Origin of the sequence: Nostoc sp. FACHB-280, from assembly GCF_014697615.1 — a bacterium.
Taxonomy (GTDB): domain Bacteria; phylum Cyanobacteriota; class Cyanobacteriia; order Cyanobacteriales; family Nostocaceae; genus Nostoc_B.
This window is the reverse complement of the sequence record NZ_JACJSD010000070.1, coordinates 1-26095: the sequence shown is the minus strand read 5'-3', so window position 1 is coordinate 26095 and position 26095 is coordinate 1. Positions and strand designations below refer to the sequence as shown.

25 protein-coding genes and 1 pseudogene are annotated in these 26095 nt (G+C 40.9%); 15 read left to right on the top strand and 11 right to left on the bottom strand.

The features are described from left to right. Positions 1-110 precede the first annotated feature (110 nt). The 4 genes from H6G75_RS30345 to H6G75_RS30330 form a co-directional block, all read right to left on the bottom strand. Complete coding sequence (locus tag H6G75_RS30345; RefSeq protein WP_397333000.1) at positions 111-380, bottom strand: hypothetical protein; 270 nt, start codon at positions 378-380, stop codon at positions 111-113. 295 nt (positions 381-675) lie between these two features. Beyond that, positions 676-1791 carry a sulfate ABC transporter substrate-binding protein gene (locus H6G75_RS30340; protein WP_190983608.1) on the bottom strand — a complete coding sequence of 372 codons (1116 nt, stop codon included), beginning with the start codon at positions 1789-1791 and terminating at the stop codon, positions 676-678. 228 nt (positions 1792-2019) lie between these two features. Beyond that, positions 2020-2427: a FosX/FosE/FosI family fosfomycin resistance hydrolase gene (gene fosX / locus H6G75_RS30335; protein ID WP_190983607.1), complete on the bottom strand. Its 408-nt coding sequence runs from the start codon at positions 2425-2427 to the stop codon at positions 2020-2022. A 306-nt stretch (positions 2428-2733) separates the two neighbouring features. Continuing rightward, positions 2734-3549 carry a class I SAM-dependent methyltransferase gene (locus tag H6G75_RS30330; protein WP_190983606.1) on the bottom strand — a complete coding sequence of 272 codons (816 nt, stop codon included), beginning with the start codon at positions 3547-3549 and terminating at the stop codon, positions 2734-2736. A gap of 108 nt (positions 3550-3657) precedes the next feature. Between H6G75_RS30330 and H6G75_RS30325 the strand changes: the two genes are divergently transcribed. Next, positions 3658-4521, top strand: coding sequence for a Cof-type HAD-IIB family hydrolase (locus tag H6G75_RS30325; RefSeq protein WP_190983605.1), 864 nt, complete (start codon positions 3658-3660; stop codon positions 4519-4521). A gap of 64 nt (positions 4522-4585) precedes the next feature. Here H6G75_RS30325 and pyrE read toward each other — a convergent pair whose 3' ends face one another. Next, the gene (gene pyrE / locus H6G75_RS30320) at positions 4586-5137 is read right to left on the bottom strand and encodes an orotate phosphoribosyltransferase (protein WP_190983604.1); all 552 of its coding nucleotides are present in this window, start codon (positions 5135-5137) and stop codon (positions 4586-4588) included. 33 nt (positions 5138-5170) lie between these two features. Next, on the bottom strand, positions 5171-5785 hold the full coding sequence (locus H6G75_RS30315; RefSeq protein WP_190983603.1) for an arsinothricin resistance N-acetyltransferase ArsN1 family B: 615 nt from the start codon (positions 5783-5785) through the stop codon (positions 5171-5173). 194 nt (positions 5786-5979) lie between these two features. Between H6G75_RS30315 and H6G75_RS30310 the strand changes: the two genes are divergently transcribed. From H6G75_RS30310 to H6G75_RS30275, 8 genes are all read left to right on the top strand, one after another. Continuing rightward, complete coding sequence (locus H6G75_RS30310; protein ID WP_190983602.1) at positions 5980-6900, top strand: NAD(P)-dependent oxidoreductase; 921 nt, start codon at positions 5980-5982, stop codon at positions 6898-6900. Positions 6901-7004: 104 nt separating this feature from the next. Next, on the top strand, positions 7005-7745 hold the full coding sequence (locus tag H6G75_RS30305) for an HAD family phosphatase (protein WP_242051701.1): 741 nt from the start codon (positions 7005-7007) through the stop codon (positions 7743-7745). A gap of 212 nt (positions 7746-7957) precedes the next feature. Then, complete coding sequence (locus H6G75_RS30300) at positions 7958-8896, top strand: ABC transporter substrate-binding protein (RefSeq protein WP_190589570.1); 939 nt, start codon at positions 7958-7960, stop codon at positions 8894-8896. Between the two features lie 104 nt (positions 8897-9000). Then, positions 9001-10026: an ABC transporter substrate-binding protein gene (locus H6G75_RS30295; RefSeq protein WP_190983601.1), complete on the top strand. Its 1026-nt coding sequence runs from the start codon at positions 9001-9003 to the stop codon at positions 10024-10026. Positions 10027-10122: 96 nt separating this feature from the next. Beyond that, positions 10123-10917: an ABC transporter ATP-binding protein gene (locus H6G75_RS30290; RefSeq protein ID WP_190983600.1), complete on the top strand. Its 795-nt coding sequence runs from the start codon at positions 10123-10125 to the stop codon at positions 10915-10917. Positions 10918-10926: 9 nt separating this feature from the next. Next, positions 10927-11811, top strand: a complete 885-nt coding sequence (locus H6G75_RS30285; protein WP_190983599.1) for an ABC transporter permease — start codon at positions 10927-10929, stop codon at positions 11809-11811. Positions 11812-11815: 4 nt separating this feature from the next. After that, positions 11816-12328: a pyridoxal phosphate-dependent aminotransferase gene (locus H6G75_RS30280; protein WP_242051700.1), complete on the top strand. Its 513-nt coding sequence runs from the start codon at positions 11816-11818 to the stop codon at positions 12326-12328. 285 nt (positions 12329-12613) lie between these two features. Further along, the gene (locus H6G75_RS30275) at positions 12614-12889 is read left to right on the top strand and encodes a hypothetical protein (protein ID WP_190983598.1); all 276 of its coding nucleotides are present in this window, start codon (positions 12614-12616) and stop codon (positions 12887-12889) included. Between the two features lie 632 nt (positions 12890-13521). Here the strand turns inward: H6G75_RS30275 and H6G75_RS30270 are convergent. Next, positions 13522-15732, bottom strand: coding sequence for an alkaline phosphatase family protein (locus tag H6G75_RS30270; protein ID WP_190983597.1), 2211 nt, complete (start codon positions 15730-15732; stop codon positions 13522-13524). A gap of 296 nt (positions 15733-16028) precedes the next feature. Further along, positions 16029-17165 carry a glycosyltransferase gene (locus H6G75_RS30265; RefSeq protein WP_190983609.1) on the bottom strand — a complete coding sequence of 379 codons (1137 nt, stop codon included), beginning with the start codon at positions 17163-17165 and terminating at the stop codon, positions 16029-16031. 152 nt (positions 17166-17317) lie between these two features. On the opposite strand from H6G75_RS30265, the gene shc reads away from it, so the two are divergent. After that, the gene (gene shc, locus H6G75_RS30260) at positions 17318-19225 is read left to right on the top strand and encodes a squalene--hopene cyclase (RefSeq protein ID WP_190983596.1); all 1908 of its coding nucleotides are present in this window, start codon (positions 17318-17320) and stop codon (positions 19223-19225) included. A 76-nt stretch (positions 19226-19301) separates the two neighbouring features. On the opposite strand, the gene H6G75_RS30255 is transcribed toward shc, so the two are convergent. After that, positions 19302-19481, bottom strand: coding sequence for a DUF2281 domain-containing protein (locus H6G75_RS30255; protein ID WP_242051699.1), 180 nt, complete (start codon positions 19479-19481; stop codon positions 19302-19304). 455 nt (positions 19482-19936) lie between these two features. Between H6G75_RS30255 and H6G75_RS30250 the strand changes: the two genes are divergently transcribed. Continuing rightward, on the top strand, positions 19937-23923 hold the full coding sequence (locus H6G75_RS30250; protein WP_190983595.1) for a magnesium chelatase subunit H: 3987 nt from the start codon (positions 19937-19939) through the stop codon (positions 23921-23923). A gap of 81 nt (positions 23924-24004) precedes the next feature. On the opposite strand, the gene H6G75_RS30245 is transcribed toward H6G75_RS30250, so the two are convergent. Beyond that, a complete protein-coding gene (locus H6G75_RS30245) occupies positions 24005-24481 on the bottom strand; it encodes a lecithin retinol acyltransferase family protein (RefSeq protein WP_190983594.1) in 477 nt (158 codons plus the stop codon). A gap of 291 nt (positions 24482-24772) precedes the next feature. On the opposite strand from H6G75_RS30245, the gene H6G75_RS30240 reads away from it, so the two are divergent. The 4 genes from H6G75_RS30240 to H6G75_RS30225 all read left to right on the top strand — a co-directional run bounded on the left by H6G75_RS30240 (position 24773) and on the right by H6G75_RS30225 (position 25957). Continuing rightward, entirely contained in the window at positions 24773-24985 is a 213-nt protein-coding gene (locus tag H6G75_RS30240; protein ID WP_190983593.1) for a type II toxin-antitoxin system HicB family antitoxin, read from the top strand. Positions 24986-25218: 233 nt separating this feature from the next. Continuing rightward, a complete protein-coding gene (locus H6G75_RS30235; protein WP_190871356.1) occupies positions 25219-25416 on the top strand; it encodes a hypothetical protein in 198 nt (65 codons plus the stop codon). A 152-nt stretch (positions 25417-25568) separates the two neighbouring features. After that, positions 25569-25718, top strand: coding sequence for a hypothetical protein (locus H6G75_RS33310; protein WP_242051698.1), 150 nt, complete (start codon positions 25569-25571; stop codon positions 25716-25718). An 86-nt stretch (positions 25719-25804) separates the two neighbouring features. Further along, a complete protein-coding gene (locus tag H6G75_RS30225; RefSeq protein ID WP_190983592.1) occupies positions 25805-25957 on the top strand; it encodes a hypothetical protein in 153 nt (50 codons plus the stop codon). Between the two features lie 30 nt (positions 25958-25987). On the opposite strand, the pseudogene H6G75_RS30220 reads toward H6G75_RS30225, so the two are convergent. Continuing rightward, positions 25988-26095: pseudogene (locus H6G75_RS30220) on the bottom strand (IS630 family transposase); the annotation flags it as partial.

Below are 26095 nucleotides of genomic sequence, written 5' to 3'. Positions count from 1 at the left end.
AACGGGTTCAATTGATATTAGCTCAATTATCTTCTGAATTAGTATCCTCTTTGACCAGTTATGATTTCATCCTTGAAGCTCTTTTCCATCAAGCTTTATTCTATGCAGGTTCATAGAGAATTGGTATTACTATTGAAGAGTTGTTTTTTACTACGCTTCAATTGTTTCCAAAGAGATTTAATTTTTTTATAAGCTTCCTGTGATGTGAGCTTGCCATTTGTCTCTAAACTAGTAATAATGCCCACTTTTTGAGCAAATTCTTGGAGATTCGCATTAAAAACCAAGTTTTCTGGTTTAAACTGACCATAATAGCGACTACGAGGAGAAATAAATTTGTCTTTTTCTGGTTCACTCGGCTGTTGCATAGTTTCAGATCCCATTCAAAACTTTCTCCTCATCATAGCCAATCTAGTTAAATTTCGTCTTTGTAAATGCTGATTCTTTCTGCAATATTTATTTATCGAAGGATCTAGGCTCTAGCAATTCTGTATCAATTATTCCCACTGATAGCTTCAGAACCCCGAATTATAGGAGAAGTCAGGGTTCTATTGTGCTTTGTTATGTAGGTTATCAAAATAGAATTCAGGAGTAATGAGCCAGAATTCTCCAATCCCCCACTAATTAATTCTGACTTCTGAATTCTTATTCAAAAAATTTCTGAAAATTTTTACCTGTCTATTTTGAAGACTTTGCGGCTTGAATTTTGTCAAAAATAGCCCCTTCATTAAAAAACCTCTGTTGAATTTGGTTCCAGCCGCCTAAATCTTCAGCTTTAAACAGAGTTTTAATCTGAGGGAAAGTGCTACTTACTTCTTGAGCGATCGCAGTATTCACAGGGCGGAATCCGATTTTGGCAAACTCGCGTTGAACCTCTGGAGTGTAGAGATACTGCACAAATGCTTCTGCAACTTCTCGATTTTTGTGTTGCTCGACATTTTTATCGACAATAGCAATTGGATTTTCAATCGAGATATTGACATCAGGGACAATATATGAAAACTTTTCGCCTTTTTGTTTTGACAAAATCATTTCGTTTTCATAGTTAAGTAACGCATCACCTTCTCCTTGCTTAAAGAACAATTCCGTGGCGTTACGAGCAGTTTTGGGTAACACAGGCACATTTTGATAAACTTTGGTAGTAAAATCTAGAGCCTGACTTTCATTCTGTCCGGTTTTTGTGACATAACCCCATAAACCTAAAAAGTTCCATCGCGCACCACCAGAAGTCTTGGGATTAGCCGTCAATACTTTGACTCCAGGTTTTGTTAAATCTGTCCATGTTTGAATATTTTTAGGATTACCCTCACGAGTAGCGATCGCACCTACAGATTGAGTCACAATTGCATTATTTGGGGCTTCTTTTTCCCAACCCTGCTGAATAAAACCTGTCTGAACCAGTTTTTCTACATCCAGAGCCAATGATAGGTGTACCACATCAGCCTCTAAACCATCAATTACATTCAAAGCTTGAGAGCCAGAGCCATCATAACTTTCAGTAAATTTGAGATTTTGGTTATGTTCTTTTTTCCACTTCTCGATAAATTGCGGAATAATCTGTTCGTATGCAGCCTTGGTGACTGAGTAAGAAACAAACGTGAGATTGACATCACCCGCTGAATTAGCGACGTTAGTATCAGTTTTAGCAACATTGACTGAAGAGCAAGCCGTCACCACTAGACTCAAACTGATTCCCAATAAAAATAAGCATATTAAGCCCCAATTTCTTGTAGCTTGCCAACTTTTAACAATCCGAGTGCGAACTTGTTTTGTTATGTGTTTGTTGAACTTCAAAGTTAACCTCCCCCCCTGGTAAATCGGTAAGCCGATCAATTTACTGTAGATTAGGGGTATTATAAGGTAGTTACTGCAATTACATAACCTTTGGTTAACCTAAATTTAAACAAGTTATGGTTTTCATTTGATGTACAAGCTTCTACTTTAAGAGAGTCAACAGAAAACACCTCTCCCCTGTCCTCCGTGTCTACCTTGTCTCTTTTATTCACAATTCAAATAAGACTGCTAGGATATTTGGCGATATTTCTCTAATCGCTGCTCTAAAGTACCTGTGTGTAACTCAAATAAATGATTATCGTAGTCGTAAAAATATAAAGAACGCCCTTCACCTTCTACACGACTGCGACCTTCCTTTACCTCTACACCAAGACTACGAATTTTCGCTGCATAAAATTCGTAATCTTCTTCAAGTATTTTGAAAGCTACGTGATTGTATGATTTTTCTGGTAGAGGTTCACCTTCCATAACGGCAATCCATAAGTCATTGATTAAGAAAAACTTTTCTTTAGCGATTGAAAAACTATGCTCACCGCTAGAATAAATTTCTTGAGCATTAAATATAAACGTAAGAAAATTTGTCATTCGCTCTAAATCTTTAACGATAAAGGTAATATGGCTAACTCCCTGAATCATCTTAATTTCTATATTTATGTAATTAAATGAAACCTAAAAGTACGTAGTGGCGTGTCTAGGCTAAAACAGTGCATAAAATATAGCTCTTGTGGTGTGGGCATCCTGCCCGCACCGGACGGGCTAGAAGCCCATCCCACAAGAAATGTATAATGCAACATTTTAAGCTTGCCACGCCACTACACATACTTAATTTTTAGACTTATGTAATTAAATTAAACCTAAAAGTATGATAAATATGCAAAATAATATACCCGACTTTATCAAACAGCCAGGTATATTTTTTGTAAGCGCAACTAATTTGATTAATTAAGCCCAATTACGCACTACAACAATTTTGAAACTACGCTCTTCAGACAAATCGTAATCTAGAGAACCAAAGTGTAGTAAAGCCCACTCGCGCAAATCTCGCACAGCCGGAACAAAGATATCATCAGGAATTGCCCAAGATGCACTTTGAGTTTTATTTTCATAATTTTTTAACAACTGGCCAAGTGTTTGTTTAAATGGCCATCTAGCAGCAATTACTGTTTCTAAAGTTGCGCCTTGTGCTTCTAATTCTGCTAACACTTCTTCTTGTGTTGCACCATAACGAGGTAAAGGATGACCATAGCCATCTAAAATAGCTCGCCAACGTTGAGTAAATTCCCACCTTTGAGGATTAGTCTCCTCACTAGGTTGAGTAGCGTTAGCCTGTCCGTGACTGTAGAGGTAAATTCCACCTGGTTTCAAGACACGGCGGATTTCTGCTAATGCTTGTTTCCAAGCCGAAATTAAATGAAATACATGAACCGTCAAGGCTACATCAAAAGAATTATCCTCAAACGGTAAAGCTGTAGCATCACCTTGAACAGCTGTTAATTTGTGGGAAACACCCTCTAGTTTTTGGTGTAGTTCCGCCAACATTTTTTCTGAGACATCTATACCTGTATATGAATAACCCCGTTTCACAATTGGTACAGCAATTCTACCTGTACCAATACCAGTTTCATAAAACTTTGTTTCTGGTGTTGGTGAAACTAAGTTGAGAATAAAGTCTGTCACCTGCTCAGAAATTCCTGGTGGAAATCCCCTGGTTGCATCGTAAATATCAGAAACTCGGTCAAAAGAAACAACGGTAGTCATAATATGTATCCCTAATATTGCTTAGTTGAGAAAATAATACAATAAATTGATAGATTTATCGTAGATTAAGTTATAATTTTTCTTTCAATATCTGCAACCAAACAATTTATGAACACTGTCTATGTTTCTGATTTAGACGGTACTTTGCTGGGAAATGATGCGATTCTTTCTTCATTTAGCAAACAAGTCCTGCATAAACTTTTAAGTCAAGGGCTACAATTTACCGTTGCTAGTGCGCGTAGTGTTATTTCTATCCAAAGAATGCTGAAGGGTTTAAATCTGCGTCTTCCAATTATCGAATTTAATGGTGCTTTTATTTCTGATTTAAATTCTGGTAGACACGAAATTATTCATGCTATTCATCCTGATGTAGTGGAGAGTATCTATAAACTCATTATTGAGTTTGGCTATGTTCCTTTTATCTCAAGTTTTAATGGTGTGGAAGACTGTGTTTATTATAAAGATATTATTAACGATGGGATGGATTGGTATATTAATCAATGCCTAAAAAACCAAGATAAAAGATGGCGTACTATTGAAGATTTAACTTATTCCTTTCGTGATCAAGTTATTTGTTTGACGGTGATTGGTCATGCACAACAACTGCTAGAACTTCAAGATATAATTTTTGAAAAACATGGCACTAGTATAGAGATACACTTATTTCCTAACCAATACTCTCCGGGCTGGTATTGGTTAACAGTTCACGACAGTAAAGCTACTAAAGACCAAGCTATTCAGACTTTGGTCGAGAATTATGGCTTAGGAGAAAGTGAGATTGTGGTCTTCGGTGATCAAATTAACGATATTAAAATGTTCAAGATAGCTGATTATGCTATTGCAGTTGCGAATGCAGATGCTAAATTGAAGCTTTTTGCGTCATCAGTCATTGGCTCTAATACAGAAGATAGTGTCGTGAAATATATTCATCAGGATTGGTCAAAGAAAGTCGCTCTTAATAAGATAGGGTAGGTAAGTTATTAATCATCAGATGTGACAATAGCGATCGCTAAACCGTCATATCCTTTATTCCCTATTAATTAGGAAAATCATGACGCTTTAGCAGAGAAAGTAATGTGATATCTTCAGCTAGGAGTTTATCAAAAGCACCTTCTTCTCTGTCGATAACGCAAAGAGCGTAATTAATTTGTGCGCCAAGTTGACGCATTTGATTGGCTGATATGACAATTTGACCGCCAGAAGTTACCACATCTTCTACAATCAGCACTTTGCGATCGCTAATTTTAGCACCTTCAACTAAACGCGCAGTACCATATTTTTTTGCCTCTTTACGGACAAAAGCTGCGGGTAAACCAGAGTAGTGTGATAATAGCGTTACTATCGAAATAGCTCCCAGTTCAAGACCAGCCAATACTTCAGTGTCTCTGGGAATGATGCGAACCATCTGTCTGGCGATCGCATCAATTAAACTTGGATCTGCCGCGAATTGATATTTATCAAAATATTCGCTTGATATCTTACCAGAACGCAGTTGAAATGAGCCAGATAGATGCGAAACTGCATAAATTTGCTTTGCCAGTTCGCTTTTAACTAGGGTTTTTTCTGAGCCTTTTAAAACATCTGCCATTGATGCAACCTTGCCATAAAAAAGTTGTATTACTTAAAATCTCAGCCGCAAAAGTCCACTTGCTAAAGCTTCATCCCAAAGAGGCAATTGTCGTGTTTCGGAGATAGAAATGGGTGGCTTTACTGATTTACCAGTATCCAAAAAAGATGATTCTGGTTGTAAAGCTAATTGCCAAAAACCATTATCATGCCACTGACCAAATTTATACCCAACTCGACGTAAGACACCTACGGGTAAAAAACCAACAGACTCATGTAAAGCCACGCTTGGTTGATTGGGTAAAGCGATCGCTGCAATTACGTTATAAAATCCTTGCAGTTGCAGTAATTTCAACAAAGAAGTATACAAAGCTTTAGCAATTCCTTTTCTGTAATAATTAGCGTTCACATACACAGAAGATTCCACAGACCATTGATAAGCAGCACGGGGACGGTAGGGACTAGCGTAGGCATAGCCAACAACCTCTTGATTAATTTCGCAAACTAGCCAAGGCATCTGCTGTTGATAGCTGGTAATTCGTCGTCGAAACTCTGTTTCACTAGGTGGTTCTAACTCAAAAGAAATGGCTGTTTCTTTGACTATTGGTGCATAAATAGCCAGCATTTGCTGAATATCCTGTTCACTGACTAGTCTGATTACTGCCTTCACTGCAATACTTACCTTTGAGAAAATTTCGCTGCTTCAGTCATTTAATGCTTGCTTTCTGGGAATGAATTATGATAACTTCCTAATCAAAGCTTAACTACGGCAATTCTATCAGGTTATAGTAGTTTTATCAGAACTCAGTTACAAAAGTCAGCGTAGTAGTTAAAAGCTGAATACAAAGCATTATCAAGCTTTTTATGGCAATTCAAACAGTCGGTATTTTAAGTCCGGGTGATATGGGACAGGCTATAGGATCTGTTCTCAACCAACATGGATTGAGAACTATTGCCGCCCTAGAAAATCGCAGTCCCAGAACAAAGCAATTAGCAGCCGCAGCCAATATCCAAGATGTGGGTTCTCTCACACAGTTGGTAATTGAATCGGATGTAGTGTTATCCGTTTTAGTCCCCGCAGCTGCGGCGGAAGTCGCCCAGCAAGTCGCCCAAGTAATTAGTAACGTAGGGAAACAAATTCTTTATGTTGATGCTAATGCGATCGCACCCCAAAAAGTAAAAAGTATTGCTCAAATCATTGCATCATCAGGCGCGACATTTATTGATGCTTCGATTATTGGCCCACCTCCTAGAGTTCCCGGACGCACTCGCATCTATGCTTCTGGTAAACAAGCCGCAGAATTTCAACAACTCAGTAACTATGGGTTAGACATCCAAGTCATTGGCGATGAAATTGGTCAAGCATCTGGTTTGAAAATGTCTTATGCTGCCCTCACCAAAGGATTAACCGCAATTAGTACAGAATTATTAATTGCTGCCCATCGTTTAGGGTTGGATGAGCAATTATGGAACGAAGTATCTACTAGCCAGCCAGAACTTGCGAAGATACTGACTCGTTCCGTTCCGTCTATGACACCAAAAGCACATCGTTGGGTAGGGGAAATGGAAGAGATTGCAGAAACTTTCAAAGAAGTTGGTTTGACTGAGCGCATTTTTTACGGTGCGGCTGATATCTACCGTTTAGTGAAAGATACTTCTTTGGGCAAGGAAACGCCAGAAGAATCTGATCGCGATCGCCAATTGAAAGAAATTATCACTACTCTGTCTGAGGAAACAGATAAGAATTCAGAATTTAGCAGCAACTCACTATCATCAATCTATTAATTGTTCAACATTCTGACTCTTGGAGTCTTACATACCGTTGATTGATGAAGATGCAAGTTATCGATTGTTATAGAGACGTTGTATACAACGTCTCTATAATATTTATGAGGCGCAACTTTATCTTAAATTGGTATTATTTAATTGAACAAAAATCAAATTCTGGACAATTCATGGGCAGATTCAATTTAGTTATTTTTGATTGTGATGGGGTACTGATTGACAGTGAACGAGTTGCCAATCAAATTTTGTTAGAAATGCTCACAGAACTAGAATTAATTCTAACCTTAGAAGATATATTTAAGATTTTTGTTGGCAAATCAATGTCTCAAGCTATCGAGATAATTACAAATATGCTTGGTAAAGCTCCACCAGAGAATTTTAGTCATGAATTTCATCAACGGGTTTTAGAAGCTTTTGACAGCGATTTGCTACCAGTAACAGGAATACATGATGTTTTAAATAACCTGAATACTACTTACTGTCTAGCATCAAATAGTAACTATGATTGGATTTATAAAGCTCTAGATGTCACAAAATTATCATCATATTTTGTAGGAAAAATATTTAGTGCTGAAGATGTTCAACGCAGTAAACCTTATCCTGATGTATTCTTACATGCAGCTAAAAAAATGGGTTTTTTACCCCAGGAATGTGCGGTGATTGAAGATACACCCACTGGTGTAAAAGCAGGAGTTAATGCAGGGATGACTGTGTTTGGTTATGCAGAATTGACCAATCCAGAAACATTACGAGAAGTTGGTGCATCTGTTGTATTTAATGATATGAGATTATTACCAAACCTTTTGGGGCAACAAACTTTTAAAGCAAAACATGATGTTTCATAACAGGTGAACTTTGACAGTCTCGCCAGCACTACCTGATACTAATTCACGAAATGATTGATACAAATCACTTCCTCTGCACCTCTGCTTGCTGATATGTATCATTTTTAAAGTGAAATGGTATGAGCTACTGTAAACAAATATTTTTAATCTTGACTAAATACGTGTATTTACCGGAGAATAGGCTTTACCTATAAAAATCAGGAGACAAATCCTTGAGTAACGCAAATTTGGCACTCAAGAAAATTACCACTGAGATTAGTGGCACAGTGTTCTCACTGCCTTACTATGTGGCTCGTGATCAAGGTTACTTTGCTGAATTAGGGCTGGAGATTGAGTTTGTCAAACGCAATTATGGCGATCGCCCAGCCAACATCACCCTAATTGATGATCACCGTCAAGTTAGTTCTTTTGGCGGCCCCTCTTTGTTTGAGCAAGGCCAAAGCAGCCTTTACCGCGCCTGTGAGTGGGGACAAGTACGCCGCACATACGACAGTTCTCGTGGTGGACAGGTAATTGCTAAACGGGCGGCGATCGCCAGTCAAGCTATTATTGTCCGTCCAGACTCACCCTACAACATCCCCCAAGACCTCGCTAATGTACCGGTGGGTGTGAATTTTCACCACGGTTCCCACTACATCGCCATCCAAACCCTTGAAGGCTTCCTTCCCCAAGAAGAGATTAAAGTAGTTCACATTGAAGGCGGTAGTCAACCCAAACAATTCAACCGCTTTCTTGCTTTGCGTGATGGTTTAGTTGATGCAGTGGCGGTGATGGAACCTTGGATTACAGTCGCCGAAAAACTCGGCTACAAAATTATTGCCGAGGCTCACTATGTAGGTCTAGAAATTGCTAGTCCAGAAGTAGATCAAGCCAGCTTTGAAGCCATTAACAAAGCTATCCGTCGTGCGGTGAAGGATTTGCAAGAAGACCCCACCCGCTATGTGAAATATTTGATTGATGACGTATCTGAAGAGATTGTCCATCTAGAACCGTCAGACTTCCGTCGCAACCGTTTACGCTATGCCGACCCAGCACCATATTGTGAGGCTGATTTTCATCGGACTTATAACTGGATGGTGAAATGGGGACTGATTCAACCTGATGCAACCTTCCAGCAAATTGTTGATAACCGAGTTTTGACTGTTGGTTAATTTTTGAAGAAACTGCCCGACAAACGTGGGCTGATCCAAATTGGGCAACCCCACGTTTTTCTGTTGAATAAGTGGTGCTGATTGAATAAATCTTGAATAAGCCAATGCCTACACGTAGAGATTTTTTAAAATATGCTTCTTTAGGAGTAACAACTGCTCTAGCGACACAAGCCTGTAATAACATCACCCAACCTAGTGCTAATCAAGGAACTATCAGCGTCAAACTGGGGGCGGTAAGTGGAATTAACTCGATTGATGTGTGGATTCCCCAAGATTTAGGTTATTTCAATGCGGCTGGTTTAAATGCGGAAGTCATTACCTTTCAAAGTAGTGCAAAGATGCGCGATGCGCTGATTGCGGGGGAAATTGATTTCACAGCCCAAGCACCTTTACATGTCTATCTTTCGCGCCTCAAGGGTGTACCGTTAAATGTGGTAGCCAATCGTCGTAATTTGGTGGATACTTCCTTAATTGTGCGCTCTGATTTGCAATCTCAAATCAAAAGCGTTGCTGACCTCAAAGGGAAAAAAGTTTCTGCCGGTGAAATTGGGACTTGGAGTTGGGCCGTATTCGTTAAATATCTGCGTCAAAATGGTTTGAGCGATAGAGATGTGGAGTATGTTCAAAGTACCACTGCTTCTACTTATACATTAATTAAATCTCGTCAAGTAGATGCAGCGATCGCAGGTGCGCCAGACCTGCACAAACTCATCAAAGAAGGAGCAGTTTTTCAACTATTAAATGCTTTAGATCCAGAAGTACATAAAAAATACTTTGGTGCTAATGAAGCGATGACTCGTGCTTGGTTGAGCCATGAACGTGTAACTTCCCAAAAATCCGAGGCGGTGAAAAGATTAGTCGAAGTTGCCAATCGGACTTTTACATATATGCACCAAACCCCGCCAGAACAAATTTTACAAGTGGTAGGTAAACGGTTTGATAGCAAAAATTTAGATGCTATTTTGACAGGGTTGAACACAGAACTTAAACGCTCTGTTCCTAAAGATGCTTCTATTAGCCAAGAGGCTTATTTAGCTGACCAAAAAGTATTCTTTGACACCGGAATTATTAAGAAAATGGTTCCTTATACTGAAGGAGTATTTGATAAATTTGCAGGTCGTCGGGCTTAGTAGTTTGTCACACAAACTTTGCATAGTGGCAGACCAGGGAGGAAATTTTTCCTACAGCAAAGTTGGCTTGATCAAGTATGAGGAAGAAGCAAAAATATGTCAGTCCCGACAATCAGCACCCACAATCTCAGCATTTCTTACTGGAGTAAAAATAAACGGATTGAAGCATTACAAAATGTGAGCTTGACTATCAATGCTGGTGAATTTGTCAGCTTAATTGGCCCTAGTGGCTGTGGCAAGAGTACATTACTGAATGTGATTGCGGGATTAATTAATAGTGGTACAGAAGTAAATGGTAGTTTTAATATCAGTGGCATCAAAGAAATTGGTTATTTATTTCAAAAGCAAACTTTGTTACCTTGGCGGACAGTTATAGATAATGTGACCGCGCCTTTAGAAATTCGTGGTGTATCCCGGCATGAAAGAAGAAAAATAGCCTTGGCTATGCTGGAAAAATATGGCTTATCAGGTTTTGAAAATAGTTTTCCGAGGGAATTATCAGGAGGAATGCAGCAGCGTGTATTACTGATTCGGACATTAATTTATCAACCCGATGTCGTATTACTTGATGAGCCTTTGAGTAGTTTGGATGCCCAAACACGCGCTATTGTACAAGATGAATTCTTGCGAGTTTGGCGCGATACGGGATGTACATTTGTGTTGGTAACACATGACTTAGATGAAGCGATCGCATTATCACAGCGTGTATTTTTATTGAGTGCGCGTCCTGGCAAAATTGTCAAGGAATTTCAGATTGACTTACCTCCAGAACGCTCGGCGATCGCCATTCGGACTGACCCCAAATTTCAACAAATCCAGCGTGAGATGTGGTCAGAGTTAACCACGCAAGTATTACAACCAGACCGAGGGATTTCCCTGTTAAAAACTTAATTGCATAATATGAAAACTATCCGCGATCGCAGCGTAAACCTGGGACAATCTGCTCTTGCTTTTAGGAAAAATAAATCAAAAAATATCAGTTCTCTCCCTAATCAAATTAGTTGGGAACAACGCATCATCCAACTAGCCATCCAAATCACACCATTGGTTGTCATTTTACTGGTGTGGGAAATCGGCACGGGCGCATTTAATATTTCTCCCTTTATTGAACCAGCACTTGTTGGTAAACCAAGTTTAATTGTGCAGCAGATATGGCAACTATTATCTAGCGGGAGTATATTTCAACATATTTTTGTGACGTTCCAAGAGGCAATGACTGGACTAGTTTTAGCCATGACTGGTGGCGTGAGTTTAGGAATCGTTTTAGCATATTCGCCATCAGCAGCTAAAATCACTCTTCCTTACGTCCAGATATTTAATTCTTTACCAAGAATTGCTTTAGCACCATTTTTTATTGTTTGGTTTGGCATTGGCTTACTCTCAAAAGTATTATTAGCAGCTTTAGCCGCTTTTTTTCCGATATTTTTTACAACATATCAAGGACTCCAAAGTATTGAACGCGAGTTAGTTTCTGCGTTTCAAGTCATGGGGGCTAATCGCTGGCAAATGTTGTATATGGTTGTATTGCCTTCAGTTTTGAGTTGGGTAATTGCGGGGATTCGGACTAGTTTAGGTATGGCATTGGTTGGTGCTTTAGTGGCTGAGTATATCGGTTCAACCCAGGGATTGGGTTATTTGTTAATGTCAGCCCAGGGAACTTTAAATGTTGATCAAGCCTGGGCAATATTGGTAGTTTTGGCATTTATTAGCGTTTTACTCGATTGGGGTGTGCGCGTTTTAGAAGCTTATGTTTTACGCTGGCGACCCAATCCTCAAGAACTGTAAAAGTATGGAAGAACGCACAATTACTATCAATGGTCTTTCTAAAACATACAGCGTTACTGGCTGGCGAGTTGGCTATATAGTGACAACACCAGCATTAACAGGAGCTATCAGAAAAGTTCATGACTTTCTCACTGTGGGCGCACCTGCACCGTTGCAAAGAGCCGGAGTTGCTGCAATGCAACTACCACCATCCTACTATGAAGAACTTGCTAAACTTTATCATCAAAAAAGAGACAATCTGTTATCAATTTTAGATCAGGTGGGTATTCCTTATTTTGTACCAAAAGGTGCTTATTATATCTTTGCTGAGATTGCTAAGTTTGGTTACAAAACAGATATTGAATTTACTAATTATTTAATTAAAGAAATTGGTGTGGCTGTTGTTCCTGGTTCTAGCTTTTTCAGCCAACCAGAAAAAGGCAATTCATTCATCCGCTTTTGTTTTAGTAAAAAATCCGATACCCTGCAATCAGCCGGAGAAAGATTAGTGAAATTGAGGGCTAAAATTAACTTCTGACTACTATAATCAAATATTATTTTGATAAATTCATTTTATGAATTAGACAATTAAACCAAATTGCTGATTTTCAATTCTCTGCATATACTGAATCTACGACATCTACAATACTGAGGAGACTGTATATCTTTTGACGTAAATTAGCAAATATATGCTGTGCGGTAGAGGTAAAATATCTCGAATCCGACTAATAATTCTGCTTTCGGCTCAATAATATGACTTATTTTTTGCAATCCGATTTTTGAGTAATCATTTAACTTTTGATCTAGCAAATATATTGAAACTATGAATAACTCTACTTTTATATCCGCTCCAGTTGGCGAAACCACCGATGTCGAAGTTTGGCTGGCTAGGGCTGGTCTAAAATTTACCGACTTAGGCAACAATGCTACAAGTGCAGTTATCCGTAGACAATGGCGAGAATACCAAGCTGCTGTCTACAAATGCTGTATACTTCTGCACTTACCACCAGAAGCTGTCCAACTAAGTGATGCTTATGCTCATCTGCGAATACCTTTCATAACAGGAGACAAAAGGCAGGAGTCAGCAGGCAGGGGGTAAAAAAAGTCTTACTAGGACTAGTACAATAAGGCAAAAGTCAAAAGAAAAAATAGTTATAACACAAGCCTTTTAGCAATTCCAAATGCTCACTGAGCGTAGCCAAAAAGTGGTCTGTTTATTTCAGCCTACCTGTCTACCTGGGGATTTGAAATAAAAGCGCAGTTGTTTACCATCGTTAAATTCCAGGATGCAGCTAAGGTTTTCGGGGGCAAAGCCTGTGGGGTTATTGTTGAGAACTGAGAAGATGGTTTTGGCGCGTACCAGGGCTTTTTCTTGATAGTCTTACTGCCACCAATTCGGAAGATGTCGTCGTTGGGGTTGCTTAATCACCTCACAATGTGAATGCGTCGCCTCACAATGTGAATGCACTAAATCACGTTGTTAATGTGCTAATTCACAATGTGAATGCGTCGCCTCACAATGTGAATGTACTAAGTCACGTTGTTAATGGGTTGCTTCACATTGTGAATGCACTGGGCTATACTCATTAATTCATCATGATAAGTCTTTCAGATACCAGGATATAGGTGTTGCTGATTAAGGAGATGAATTTCAATACGGTTCAGTTAAGCAGAAAAGTCGGTTGGGTAAAGCGATAGTGAAACCCAACTTACTTTTCTGTAACCTGTTACTTATCCTCTTCCCTTAATATTCAAAGCTTGTCCCTGAACTGTGGGAGCAGAGGAAACGTTTAGTAAACTGTTGATAGTTGGAGCAATATCGATATTACGAATTCTGCCAATATTGCCACGACGCTGAATGTCAGGGCCAGCAGCATAAAAAATGGCACTGAGACTGGGAATTGTGGGATCATAACCATGCGCCCCGTAGAAATTTGGTACAGAAAATACAGAGTTATCACTGTCTCCTAAACGGGTGACGATGGGGCTTTGTACACCGTCAAAGTTGTATCCCGATCGCATGATTGCAAACACATCACCAGTATCTTGACCGACAAATTCGCTTGTACCTAAACCAAATTTTGGATCATTTATATCTGTGGGTAATGGGCGAGGGTAAATTAAGTCAAAAACCGCTTGTTGTCTTCCCCGGACGTAATTAGGATTGGTATCGAGCAATTCTCGCAATGCTGTGATCAGTTGCTGTTGTAGGGTAATATATTCAGCACGACTGACAACACCGTTTGGTTCACGTCCTTGGAGATTAATATAAATGTTGGCGGCTGGCCCTGATGTGACAGCGCGAACTTTAGTTAAATCAAAGCCGCGATTTCTGAGGTAGTTATTTAAGTTAACGGCTGTGTGGAAGGGAGCAAAGCCGTGATCGGAAACAACTAAAATATTACTGTTGGGTGTGCCTTGGCGATTTGTCCCTACTGCGTCGATGATGCGCTGAACGGCATTATTAGCGGCTTGATAACCGGCTTGTACGTAAGTTCTATATCGCGCCACTTTGGCTTTATCTTGTCTAGCGCCAATCGATAATGGATTTGTCTGATCACTAGGCTGACGGGAATCAGTTAATAAAAACTGGTGTTCTGAACCATCTGGTTGTTCAATATAAACCATGACTAAATCTGCATTGGGATTTTGGTTAATGGCTCTCAATGCTAATCGAGTTTGATAATCAACAAACAGTTGTACTTGGTCTTCGTAAATTGCTTCTAATTCGCTGTCGGGAAACGTGGTAAATCCTGGGCTGAGGCGTTCTGGAATGCGGAAATCAGCTTGGGGAGACCAAAAACCAACATGAGTCAGGATATCATCGACACTAGTTTGTACTGCGGGATTGCGAGGAATTGCATTGGCAGAATAACGTGCAATGCGAACGGTACTTAAATCTGGAGCGAGATTGCTGACGTAAAATGCTGTACCTGCTTGATTAGAACTGCCTTCGAGATAAAATAAACTAGATTTGCGATCGCTCGCTTTCACATAAGCCGGGCCAGTTGCAGGTAAACTAAAAGTCCCTGTGGGAATACCAATTTGAGCATCGAAAAATACTAATGTGTCATAATTGGTGCGGCGATCGTCTGTTGTATCTAGTGCCGCAACTTGAATATCATAATTGACACCACCAACAGTAAACTGATCATTTAAACTCGCTTGTAAAATGGGGCTGTAAGAAATTCTGCCTGCGTTATTTAGTTGCGTCACTATCAAACTAGCCGCAGAACTAAAGTTAGCCGTAGTTAAACTAAAACCCCTCGCCCCTACCCCCGCAAACGCCCCAAAGGGAACGGTATAAGATACAGTTCTTGTGCTGGCTGGTTGAATTATTGGGCTATTAGTCAAACCGGGGACGCGTACATCAACTCCATCTGCGCCGGGAAAGGTAGCCGCCACAACTTGCTTGCCATTGCGTTGAAGCCCGACCCAAATTGGTTCCGCCGTTGGTTGTACACTGGCGCTAGGGCCGATTGTAGAATAACCACCAATGGGTGCGCCAAAACCACTAATGTTAGAGGTAAAGGGACTGGCAACTAAATGAAATGTATTAGAGTTAATATCATTGCGGGCAGCAGTGGAACCTGTGCCAATAGCTACGTGACAAGCCGCAGTTAAAGAAGCACTGCAAGTAATATTTCTTTCCGCATACACACCTTGTCTTCTGAGTAATCCCAATCCTTGGCGGCGATTTAATACACCATCTCTTAAGTACTGCTCGACAAAATCGGGTGTGGCACCATCGAGAGAAATTAAAATGACTTTGGGGCTGGGTGTATTTGATGCTGGTTGAGACGCAAGAGAATGCACACTTAAACTCAGGAAAACAGTCACCAGAACTATTGCAGATAAGCGGAAAAATAACTTATGTCTGAAAGTTTGGCGTAACCACAACCATGTTTGATTTATGCCATAAAATTTTAAATACTTGTTCACTTGTCCTCCGTTAGTCTGCGACCGTCACTTGCATAGGATGATTGCAGATCAAATTTATTGACAGTACGTTAACGAAAGACTATGAAAATCTTAAGCTGAGAATTCTATCGGAATCTGGTTTGATAGATGAATAGACAAAGCAGAAAAGGCAGACAAGGGAGAGGATTGTTCATACTAATTTTATGAGAAGCTCCACTCGATAAATTCTGTAGAAACGTTGTATACAAAGTCTCTACAACAACTGTCATATTATGTACGTTAAATCATTTATTGACAGAAAGTTAGTGAAATAGTTCTCAACCAGGATAAACTCGTCCTTTCCAAGCACCGCCGCGTCCTTGCCAATGGCGGATGGCTGAGTCGATAGTCATTAAAGTGTAGAGAAAAGCGATCGCAGGTAAACTCAAAGCTAATAATGGTGAGCATTGATAAAAGCGGATAATTGGCAAGTAAGCCAATGCCATTAATAACCATGTCGCTAAACCTGTAGTTGCAATCATCCAATTGCCCAAAATTACACCAATTACAACACCCAAAGGTGGTAAGAGGTAAATCAAGGTCATAGCAATTACGGTTCCGAATAATAATATAGGTGAGTAATTTAATTGTGTATAGGCAGTCCGCGCCACCATATTCCAAATTGTGTCTAGGGAATCATAAGGGCGTAAACTGCGAGTTAAACTACTTAATCCTAACCAGATACGTCCTTGACTAGATTTCACAGCATTCGCTAAAGCGCAATCATCAATTAAAGCCTGACGAATAGCGGCAATACCACCGATTCTTTCTAAAGCGGTGCGGCGAATTAAAATGCTACCACCCGCCGCCGCCGCCGTGGGATTTTTGGGATGATTTACCCAACGGAAGGGGTAGAGTTTTTGAAAGAAAAAGACAAACGCCGGAATTAAAAATTTTTCCCACCGACTATCACAACGTAGTCGCACCATTACCGAAACCAAATCTAAATTTTCTTGTTCGGCTTTGGTGACAAGTCGCCGCAGATTATTGACATCGTGTTCAATATCTGCATCGGTAAGTAAAAAATATTCTGGGACGAGTGCTTTAGCTTGTTGGATACCTTGCTGCACTGCCCAAAGTTTACCAGACCAACCAGAGGGTAAAGGTTCACCAGAGATAATTTGCAATTGCTGGGGTTTATTAACAGCGTGGGCGACTCCTTCAGCACAGGCGGCTGTGCCATCAGTACTGCGATCGTCTACCAAGAAAATATTAAAATTGCCATCATAATCTTGTAGTAAAAGCGATCGCAAACTCATCGGCAAAACATCCGCTTCATTCCGCGCTGGAATCACCGCACACACTGACGGTAAAGATTCTCGCTGCGGCTGGATGACTTCTAATTGCTGGTCTAAACGCCAAAACTGTCCCCGCAAACTCAGTAATCCTAACCAAATTATTAAGGATAAGACCATCAACCCTAGTACAATTGCCACAGTAACCTCTTGCAAATTATCAGTGTCTCAGACAGAATACTATGTCTGCTGATTGTGGGAAAACATTTTTTCTCCGTATTGCCGTGTTGAAAACTGGATGTTGAGTGAGTGTTGAGTTTGAGAGAGATTTAATGCAAACACAAGACAGGGTAAAAGTCAATCAAGTTGCAGATGCGATCGCAGCCAGCCAAAAATATCTGCTGTCAATGCAATATCCCGCAGGTTACTGGTGGGCGGAGTTAGAATCGAACGTCACCATTACGGCGGAAGTGGTTCTACTGCATAAAATTTGGGGAACCGATAAAACTCGGCCATTAGCGAAAATTGAAACCTACTTGCGTTCTCAGCAACGGCAGCATGGCGGTTGGGAACTGTTTTATGATGATGGTGGTGAACTCAGCACTTCCGTAGAAGCATACATGGCGTTGCGGCTGTTGGGTGTTCCCGCCACAGACCCAGCCTTAGTACGGGCGCGAGAATTTATTCTACAACGGGGCGGAATCAGCAAAACTCGCATCTTTACCAAATTACACCTCGCTTTGATTGGCTGTTACGACTGGCGCGGTATCCCCTCCCTCCCGCCTTGGATTATGCTGTTACCGCCAGCTTTCCCCGTAAATATTTACGAAATGTCTAGCTGGGCGCGTTCTAGCACTGTACCACTGTTGATTGTGTGTGACAGCAAACCTGTTTATCAATTTGACCAAGCAATTAACTTAGATGAGTTATACGCCGAAGGTGTGAATCAAGTCCAGTATGAATTACCCCGCCAAGGTGATTGGACAGATTTATTCTTAACTTTGGATCAAGGATTTAAATTAGCCGAAAGCTTGAATTTAGTTCCTTTCCGCCAAGAAGGAATTAAAGCCGCCGAAAAATGGATTTTAGAACGCCAAGAAGTCACAGGCGACTGGGGCGGGATTATTCCAGCGATGTTAAATTCGATGCTGGCCTTGAAGTGCTTGGGTTATAGCCCAAATGACCCAATTGTGGAACGGGGACTCCAAGCCATTGATAATTTTGGCATCGAAACTGAAGATAACTATTGCGTTCAACCTTGCGTATCGCCTGTGTGGGATACAGCCTGGGTAATGCGGGCGTTGATTGATTCTGGTTATGCACCTGATCATCCGGCGATTGTGAAAGCTGGAGAATGGTTACTGCAAAAGCAAATCCTGGATTATGGTGATTGGATGGTAAAAAATCGCCAAGGTAAACCCGGTGCTTGGGCGTTTGAATTTGACAATCGCTTTTATCCTGATGTGGATGATACAGCCGTCGTGGTTATGGCTTTACACGCTGCCAAACTGCCTAATGAAAGTTTAAAACAAGCTGCGATCGCCCGCGCTTTAAATTGGGTTGCATCTATGCAGTGTCGTCCTGGTGGTTGGGCAGCTTTTGACTTAGATAATGATCAAGAATGGCTCAATGCTATCCCCTACGGTGACTTAAAAGCCATGATTGACCCCAACACCGCCGATGTCACCGCCAGAGTCATCGAAATGTTGGGTGCTTGTAACTTATCCATTGACTCCCATAACCTCGAACGCGCCCTAACTTACCTCCTTGCCGAACAAGAAACCGAAGGTTGTTGGTTTGGGCGTTGGGGCGTAAATTACATCTATGGTACTAGCGGCGTTCTTTCAGCTTTAGCATTAATCAACCCGCAAAAGTATCAACGCCAAATCGAAAAAGGCGCAACTTGGTTAGTCGGATGTCAAAATTCCGATGGTGGTTGGGGTGAAACTTGCCGTACTTACAACGATCCCAGTCTCAAAGGCCAAGGACGCAGCACCGCATCTCAAACAGCTTGGGCATTAATTGGCTTAATCGCCGCCGGTGAAGCCACTGGTAAATTTGCAATGGAAACAATTGAACGCGGGATTGATTACTTAGTAAAAACCCAAAAATCAGACGGTACTTGGTTTGAAGCCGACTTTACTGGTACTGGCTTCCCCTGTCATTTTTATCTCAAATATCACATGTATCAGCAATATTTCCCGTTAATTGCTTTAGGCAGATATCAAAACATCAAATAAAGCAAAAGTGTAGGGGTATAAGTGTTCACAAACCTTACACCCCACGTTCTCTTTAACTTTACTATCACTTCTTCATCTAAAATTTTTCATTTAATCCCAGTATCCTTTGCTGAGGAGTTTCTTGGGCTTTTTCAGGTTGAGCATATTTTTGCATTAAAAATTCCACAAAATCCAAGACTTGCTGTTTCTGTTCTGGTGCTAGAGTTTGCACCTTGGAAATTAATTCTGAGGTGGTATCTACAACTTGAGCATTCATCTCACCTTTTCCCTTGGGTACATCTGATTTTATGTTACTGGTTTAGTCAGGCGATCGCCCTTGATTTGGTATTACTATAAAAATATGGGGAAACAACGCGCGAATCCTGACCCCTTCATTCTCGTTGCCTAGATTTTCCATTAAAGACTTGACAAAATCGCATATTCATATATCTGGTTATACCCCTCTTCAAAATTACTGATTTGCCAGAATATATGAGAAATATTAAGCTTTTGTTACAATTTTTGAGTATTTGCTTTTATTATTTATTAATGTTTGTTAACAAAGTTTGCGATTTTTATATCGATTTATGTCAGATAACCGACAAAATGCCCATTTGGTAAGGTTTTTCTGATAAAAAACTCTTATTGCCGAAAAAAATCGTTAAACTTTGTGGGCAACTTAGCCGCAAATAAATTCCAGTCGAGAACACGCATCAAAGGAGCAGAGGAAGCATGTTCACCCACGTCAAGTCCACCATTAGACACATTGCGCCTGATAACCTGGGCGGACGTAACTTAATCAAGGTGGTCTATGTCGTGCTTGAGTCCCAGTACCAGAGTGCATTGTCGCAAGCGGTTCGTACAATTAACGCCAACAATCCTGACCTTGCGATTGAAATCAGTGGGTACTTGATTGAGGAACTCAGAGACCCCGAAAACTACGAAGAGTTCCAGCGCGATATACAAAGTGCCAATATTTTTATTGCCTCTCTGATTTTTATCGAAGACTTAGCACAGAAAGTAGTAGCAGCAGTAGAACCGTACCGCGATAATTTAGACGTTGCTGTTGTCTTCCCATCGATGCCAGAGGTAATGCGCCTAAATAAAATGGGCAGTTTTTCCTTGGCGCAGTTGGGTCAATCGAAGAGTGCGATCGCACAATTCATGAAGAAACGCAAAGAAAAATCCGGTGCAGGATTCCAAGATGGAATGCTGAAGCTATTGCGGACACTGCCCCAAGTGCTGAAGTTCTTACCGATAGATAAAGCACAGGACGCACGCAATTTTATGCTGAGTTTCCAGTATTGGCTGGGTGGTTCTCCAGAAAACCTGGAAAACTTCTTGCTGATGCTGGCTGATAAATACGTATTAAAAGATGTTGAAAAACAAAAAGTTGCATCTTTAGAATATCAAGCACCAGTAGTTTATCCCGATATGGGAATTTGGCATCCTTTAGCCACAACCATGTATGAGGATGTTCGAGAATATCTCAACTGGTACAGCGCCCGACGAGATATTTCCCAAGATTTAAAAGATCCTTTAGCACCTTGTGTAGGGTTAGTATTACAACGCACTCACCTAGTTACAGGTGATGATGCCCATTACGTGGCAATGGTGCAGGAGTTGGAAGCATTAGGCGCACGGGTAGTACCTGTGTTTGCCGGTGGGTTGGACTTTTCCAAGCCTGTAGATGCTTACTTCTACGAACCAACTACAAATACACCGTTAGTTGATGCTGTAATTTCCTTAACTGGTTTTGCCTTAGTTGGCGGCCCGGCTAGACAAGACCATCCCAAGGCAATTGACGCACTCAAACGCCTAAATCGTCCTTACATGGTGGCGTTACCATTGGTCTTCCAAACTACGGAAGAATGGCTAGATAGCGATTTAGGCTTACATCCAATTCAAGTTGCTTTACAAATTGCGATTCCTGAACTTGATGGTGCAATTGAGCCGATTATATTATCGGGTAGAGATGGGGCGACAGGAAAGGCGATCGCACTTCAAGACCGCATCGAAGCTGTAGCGCAACGTGCATTAAAGTGGGCTAACCTCCGCCGCAAACCCAAATTAAACAAAAAAGTCGCCATCACCGTTTTCAGCTTCCCACCCGACAAAGGTAACGTCGGGACAGCCGCCTACTTAGATGTATTCGGCTCAATTTATGAGGTGATGCACGCACTCAAAAACAACGGCTACGACGTACAAGACTTGCCAGAAAACGCGAAAGAGTTGATGGAACAAGTCATCCACGATGCACAAGCACAGTACGCCAGCCCCGAACTCAACATTGCTTACAAGATGTCAGTGCCAGAATACGAAGAACTGACACCATATTCCCAACGCTTAGAAGAAAACTGGGGGCCACCACCAGGACACCTAAACAGCGACGGACAAAACTTATTAATTTACGGTAAGCAATTCGGTAACGTCTTCATTGGTGTTCAGCCTACCTTTGGTTATGAAGGCGACCCCATGCGGCTGTTGTTCTCCCGTTCCGCCAGCCCTCACCACGGCTTTGCAGCTTACTACACTTACCTAGAAAGAATTTGGGGCGCGGATGCTGTACTACACTTTGGGACACACGGTTCTTTGGAATTTATGCCAGGGAAGCAAATGGGGATGTCTGGCGAATGTTACCCCGATAACTTAATCGGCACAATTCCCAACCTCTACTACTACGCCGCTAACAACCCCAGCGAAGCCACAATTGCTAAACGCCGCAGTTACGCCGAGACAATTTCTTACCTCACACCACCCGCAGAAAACGCTGGTTTGTACAAAGGTTTGAAAGAACTCAGCGAATTAATTGGTTCTTACCAAACCTTAAAAGATAGCGGTCGCGGTATCCCCATCGTCAACACCATCATGGATAAATGCCGGATGGTGAACCTAGATAAAGACATCGACTTGCCAGAAATCGATGCCAAAGATATGTCCCCAGAAGAACGGGATAATATTGTTGGCAGCGTCTACCGCAAGTTAATGGAAATCGAATCACGGTTGTTACCTTGTGGTTTGCACGTCATTGGTAAACCGCCAAGTGCAGAAGAAGCGATCGCCACTCTAGTTAATATCGCCAGCTTAGACCGTCAAGAAGAAGAAATCCTCAGCTTACCCCGCATCATCGCCAACAGCGTGGGACGCAACATTGACGAAATCTACCAAAACAGCGACAAAGGCGTATTAGAAGATGTCCAACTTCTGCAAGACATCACCCTAGCAACTCGCGCCGCCGTCCGCGCCTTGGTACAAGAACAAACTGACGCAGAAGGCAGAGTTTCCTTAGTTTCCAAGTTGAATTTCTTCAACATGGGTAAAAAGGAACCTTGGGTAGAAGCACTGCACAAAGCAGGTTACCCCAAAGTTGATGCTTCCGCCTTAAAACCCCTGTTCGAGTATTTAGAGTTCTGCTTGCAACAAGTTTGTGCAGACAACGAACTCGGCGCATTACTCAAAGGCTTAGAAGGGGAATACATTCTTCCCGGCCCTGGTGGCGACCCCATCCGCAACCCCGATGTATTACCCACAGGTAAGAACATCCACGCCCTTGACCCCCAATCAATTCCTACGGCTGCGGCTGTACAATCAGCAAAAATCGTTGTTGATAGACTTTTGGCAAGAAATAAAGCCGAAAACAATGGTAATTGGCCGGAAACCATCGCCTGTGTTCTCTGGGGAACAGATAACATCAAAACCTACGGCGAATCCCTAGCACAAATCATGTGGATGGTGGGTGTCCGTCCGGTTCCCGATGCTTTGGGACGGGTGAACAAGTTGGAGTTAATTCCCTTAGAAGAATTGGAAAGACCCAGAATTGACGTTGTAATCAACTGTTCTGGTGTATTCCGCGACTTGTTCATCAACCAGATGAATCTACTAGACCAAGCCGTGAAGATGGCAGCTGAAGCGGATGAACCCACAGAAATGAACTTTGTCCGCAAACACGCTATGCAGCAAGCTGAGGAATTGGGAATTAATTTGCGTCAAGCAGCAACCCGCGTATTCTCCAACGCTTCCGGTTCCTACTCCTCTAACATCAACTTGGCAGTAGAAAACAGCACCTGGGAAAGCGAAGCCGAGTTACAAGAAATGTACCTCACCCGTAAATCCTTCGCCTTCAGTGCCGACAACCCTGGCATGATGGAACAATCTCGGAAGATTTTTGAAAGCACTCTCAAAACTGCTGAAGCGACTTTCCAAAACCTGGATTCCTCCGAGATTAGTTTAACGGACGTTTCCCACTACTTCGACTCAGACCCCACCAAGGTTGTCTCAAGTCTGCGTGGTGATGGCAAAACACCAGCATCTTACATTGCAGACACCACCACAGCCAACGCCCAAGTCCGCACCTTATCTGAAACCGTGCGCTTAGATGCCCGTACCAAATTGTTAAATCCCAAGTGGTACGAGGGTATGCTGTCTCACGGTTACGAAGGTGTCCGCGAACTCTCAAAGCGGTTGGTAAACACAATGGGTTGGAGTGCAACAGCTGGTGCTGTGGACAACTGGATTTATGAGGATGCGAACGAAACCTTCATCAAAGATGAAGAAATGCAAAAACGTTTGATGAACCTCAACCCCCATTCTTTCCGCAAGATGGTATCAACATTGTTGGAAGTAAATGGTCGCGGTTATTGGGAAACTAGCGAGGAGAATTTAGACCGCCTCCGCGAGTTGTACCAAGAAGTTGAAGACCGCATTGAGGGTATAGAATAAACTTACATGGCAGGCATAGTGCCTGCCATAATTTTTCAGTCTAGGCGATCGCTATAAATGATTGAAGCGGCTGAGATAAAATCAGAAATTCCAAAAACTGGAAATTGTATCTAAAGTTTTTTTCATCAAATTTTGAGACGTATCAACTATTGATTTGCCATTGTTCACCAAAGCATCAGAAGCAGCAATTCCACTGTTGCCTATAAATATCAAGTCTTTATAATTCTCTACTTGATCACTAATAGGTACACCTGTTTTACAATAACGTGCAAAATGTTCACAGTTGTTATAAAAGAGATTGTATTTTGTTTCCCCAAGTCTACGCTTTGCTCTTTCAACTACAATTAGTGGTGAATCGCAATTATTATATATCCTTGTATAAATTTTCCTACCTTTAGTAAAATCTTTCATAGAAACCCAAAGAATTATGCCATTTTTCTCATTTTTGTAATTTTTTTGGTAATGAATAACAGTGTCATTACCACAATCAATGCCATGATGATATGGAGCAGTATTATTCGTGTAAATACTGACGTAAATATGATCGCCTTTAGCCATAATTTACATTTTTTAATTAGATAATTTGTAACGAGCTAAAAATTAAAATATAAAATAATAATATATTTGTCAGCAGTAAAAACCGTAAAATACAAAAGCTTTAATTTGAGCATCTGTATCAGCTACTAATTAAACTAGGGTTTGATGAGCGCATTCACAGTAGCCATCATATATATACAAACGATGGTATAGAAGAAATCTTGAATCTTCCGCTCAAACAAGGAAAAGCTAAAGCTTATCAGGTCAACCAAGTTCGTGAAGGAATTCTCAAAAATAAACTATGAGGACAAGATGAATCTGCGTTATGAAATTAATCTCTATTGGAGTGAAGAAGACCAAGCATTTATAGCAGAAGTACCAGAATTACCTGGATGTGCTGCTGATGGTGAAACTTATCAAGAAGCACTACAAAATGTAGAAGTTATTATGCAGGAATGGATTGAAACTGCTCAAGAATTAGCTCGTCACATTCCTGAATCAAAACAGCGTTTGATGTCTGCTTAGGTGATTAAAATATAAATCAAGCTCATATTTTTATACAGGCGATCACTTATCTTGAGAAATTTTTACGTTACAATCGCTCATTGTGATCAACAGGTGATCGCTAACGCTAACCGTATCATCATAGAATCAACGATCGCTTTTGGTCATGTAGAGTGCGATCGCTCATCATGACAAACAGGCGATAGCTAACCGTGTCATCATAGAATCAGCAACTATATATTAGAAATAAGGCTATGCTAAAAACACTTTGGGCTACTGTCAGACAAGGAAAAATAGAGCTGCTAGAGTCTGCGGAATTACCAGAAGGAACAAAAGTTCTAGTGACGTTGCTTCCTGATGATGAAAATGAATTTTGGCTTCAAGCTAGTCAAAAATCATTAGATGCAGTTTGGGATAATACTGAGGATGATGTCTATGCTCAACTACTCTAAAAATGACATCATTTTAGTTCAGTATCCCTTTTCAGATTTGTCAACTTCAAAAGTTCGACCTGCTATTGTAGTCAGTACGCAACACATTTCTCAAGATATTTTTATTACGCCTTTGACAAGCAAAACTGAAGCATTACTTAGAAGGCGAGTTTGTGTTGTCTGAATGGAAAGCCGCAGGACTAAATGTAGCAACAGCAGTTAAAAGAGGATTATATACAGTCCATAGAAGCTTGGTTGTAAAAGTAATCGGCAAGTTAGCTGATGCTGATGCTGAATTGTTAGAGCAATCCTTAAAAGGATAGTTGGGACTGTAATACAAAATACCATTATTTATGGCAATATCTCAAAACTGAAAATTGAATATTTTAATCAGGCGATCGCTTTGAAAATGTGGAGTGCGTTAGTGACACTTACCGCAGGTATCGCTCTTCATTACAAACAGGCAATCTCATTACAATTACTGAAAGTGCGATCGCCGATATTCAAAATATTAGATTTTGCCGCAGGATACAGGGCTAAAATCGTAGTTGAAATATTTTAAACTAAGTGAGCTATAGCAATCCTAAGTGATTTATGAGAAAACACCATAATTATAAAGTTTTGAGAAGTCAAAAAGTTGACCATGTACCGCCAGATGAAATAATTCTTTGACTACAGTAAACGAATGACAGAAAAAATA

Coding starts and splice junctions, on each gene's coding strand:
- H6G75_RS30265 (WP_190983609.1), bottom strand. CDS start 17,165: ATGGTCTTATCCTTAATAATTTGGTTAGGATTACTGAGTTTGCGGGGA.
- fosX (WP_190983607.1), bottom strand. CDS start 2,427: ATGATTCAGGGAGTTAGCCATATTACCTTTATCGTTAAAGATTTAGAG.
- H6G75_RS30275 (WP_190983598.1), top strand. CDS start 12,614: ATGAATAACTCTACTTTTATATCCGCTCCAGTTGGCGAAACCACCGAT.
- H6G75_RS30235 (WP_190871356.1), top strand. CDS start 25,219: ATGCTAAAAACACTTTGGGCTACTGTCAGACAAGGAAAAATAGAGCTG.
- H6G75_RS30345 (WP_397333000.1), bottom strand. CDS start 380: ATGGGATCTGAAACTATGCAACAGCCGAGTGAACCAGAAAAAGACAAA.
- H6G75_RS30295 (WP_190983601.1), top strand. CDS start 9,001: ATGCCTACACGTAGAGATTTTTTAAAATATGCTTCTTTAGGAGTAACA.
- H6G75_RS30225 (WP_190983592.1), top strand. CDS start 25,805: ATGTGGAGTGCGTTAGTGACACTTACCGCAGGTATCGCTCTTCATTAC.
- shc (WP_190983596.1), top strand. CDS start 17,318: ATGCAAACACAAGACAGGGTAAAAGTCAATCAAGTTGCAGATGCGATC.
- H6G75_RS30280 (WP_242051700.1), top strand. CDS start 11,816: ATGGAAGAACGCACAATTACTATCAATGGTCTTTCTAAAACATACAGC.
- H6G75_RS30240 (WP_190983593.1), top strand. CDS start 24,773: ATGAATCTGCGTTATGAAATTAATCTCTATTGGAGTGAAGAAGACCAA.
- H6G75_RS30245 (WP_190983594.1), bottom strand. CDS start 24,481: ATGGCTAAAGGCGATCATATTTACGTCAGTATTTACACGAATAATACT.
- H6G75_RS30330 (WP_190983606.1), bottom strand. CDS start 3,549: ATGACTACCGTTGTTTCTTTTGACCGAGTTTCTGATATTTACGATGCA.
- H6G75_RS30290 (WP_190983600.1), top strand. CDS start 10,123: ATGTCAGTCCCGACAATCAGCACCCACAATCTCAGCATTTCTTACTGG.
- pyrE (WP_190983604.1), bottom strand. CDS start 5,137: ATGGCAGATGTTTTAAAAGGCTCAGAAAAAACCCTAGTTAAAAGCGAA.
- H6G75_RS30305 (WP_242051701.1), top strand. CDS start 7,005: ATGAGGCGCAACTTTATCTTAAATTGGTATTATTTAATTGAACAAAAA.
- H6G75_RS30325 (WP_190983605.1), top strand. CDS start 3,658: ATGAACACTGTCTATGTTTCTGATTTAGACGGTACTTTGCTGGGAAAT.
- H6G75_RS30255 (WP_242051699.1), bottom strand. CDS start 19,481: ATGAATGCTCAAGTTGTAGATACCACCTCAGAATTAATTTCCAAGGTG.
- H6G75_RS30250 (WP_190983595.1), top strand. CDS start 19,937: ATGTTCACCCACGTCAAGTCCACCATTAGACACATTGCGCCTGATAAC.
- H6G75_RS30310 (WP_190983602.1), top strand. CDS start 5,980: ATGGCAATTCAAACAGTCGGTATTTTAAGTCCGGGTGATATGGGACAG.
- H6G75_RS30285 (WP_190983599.1), top strand. CDS start 10,927: ATGAAAACTATCCGCGATCGCAGCGTAAACCTGGGACAATCTGCTCTT.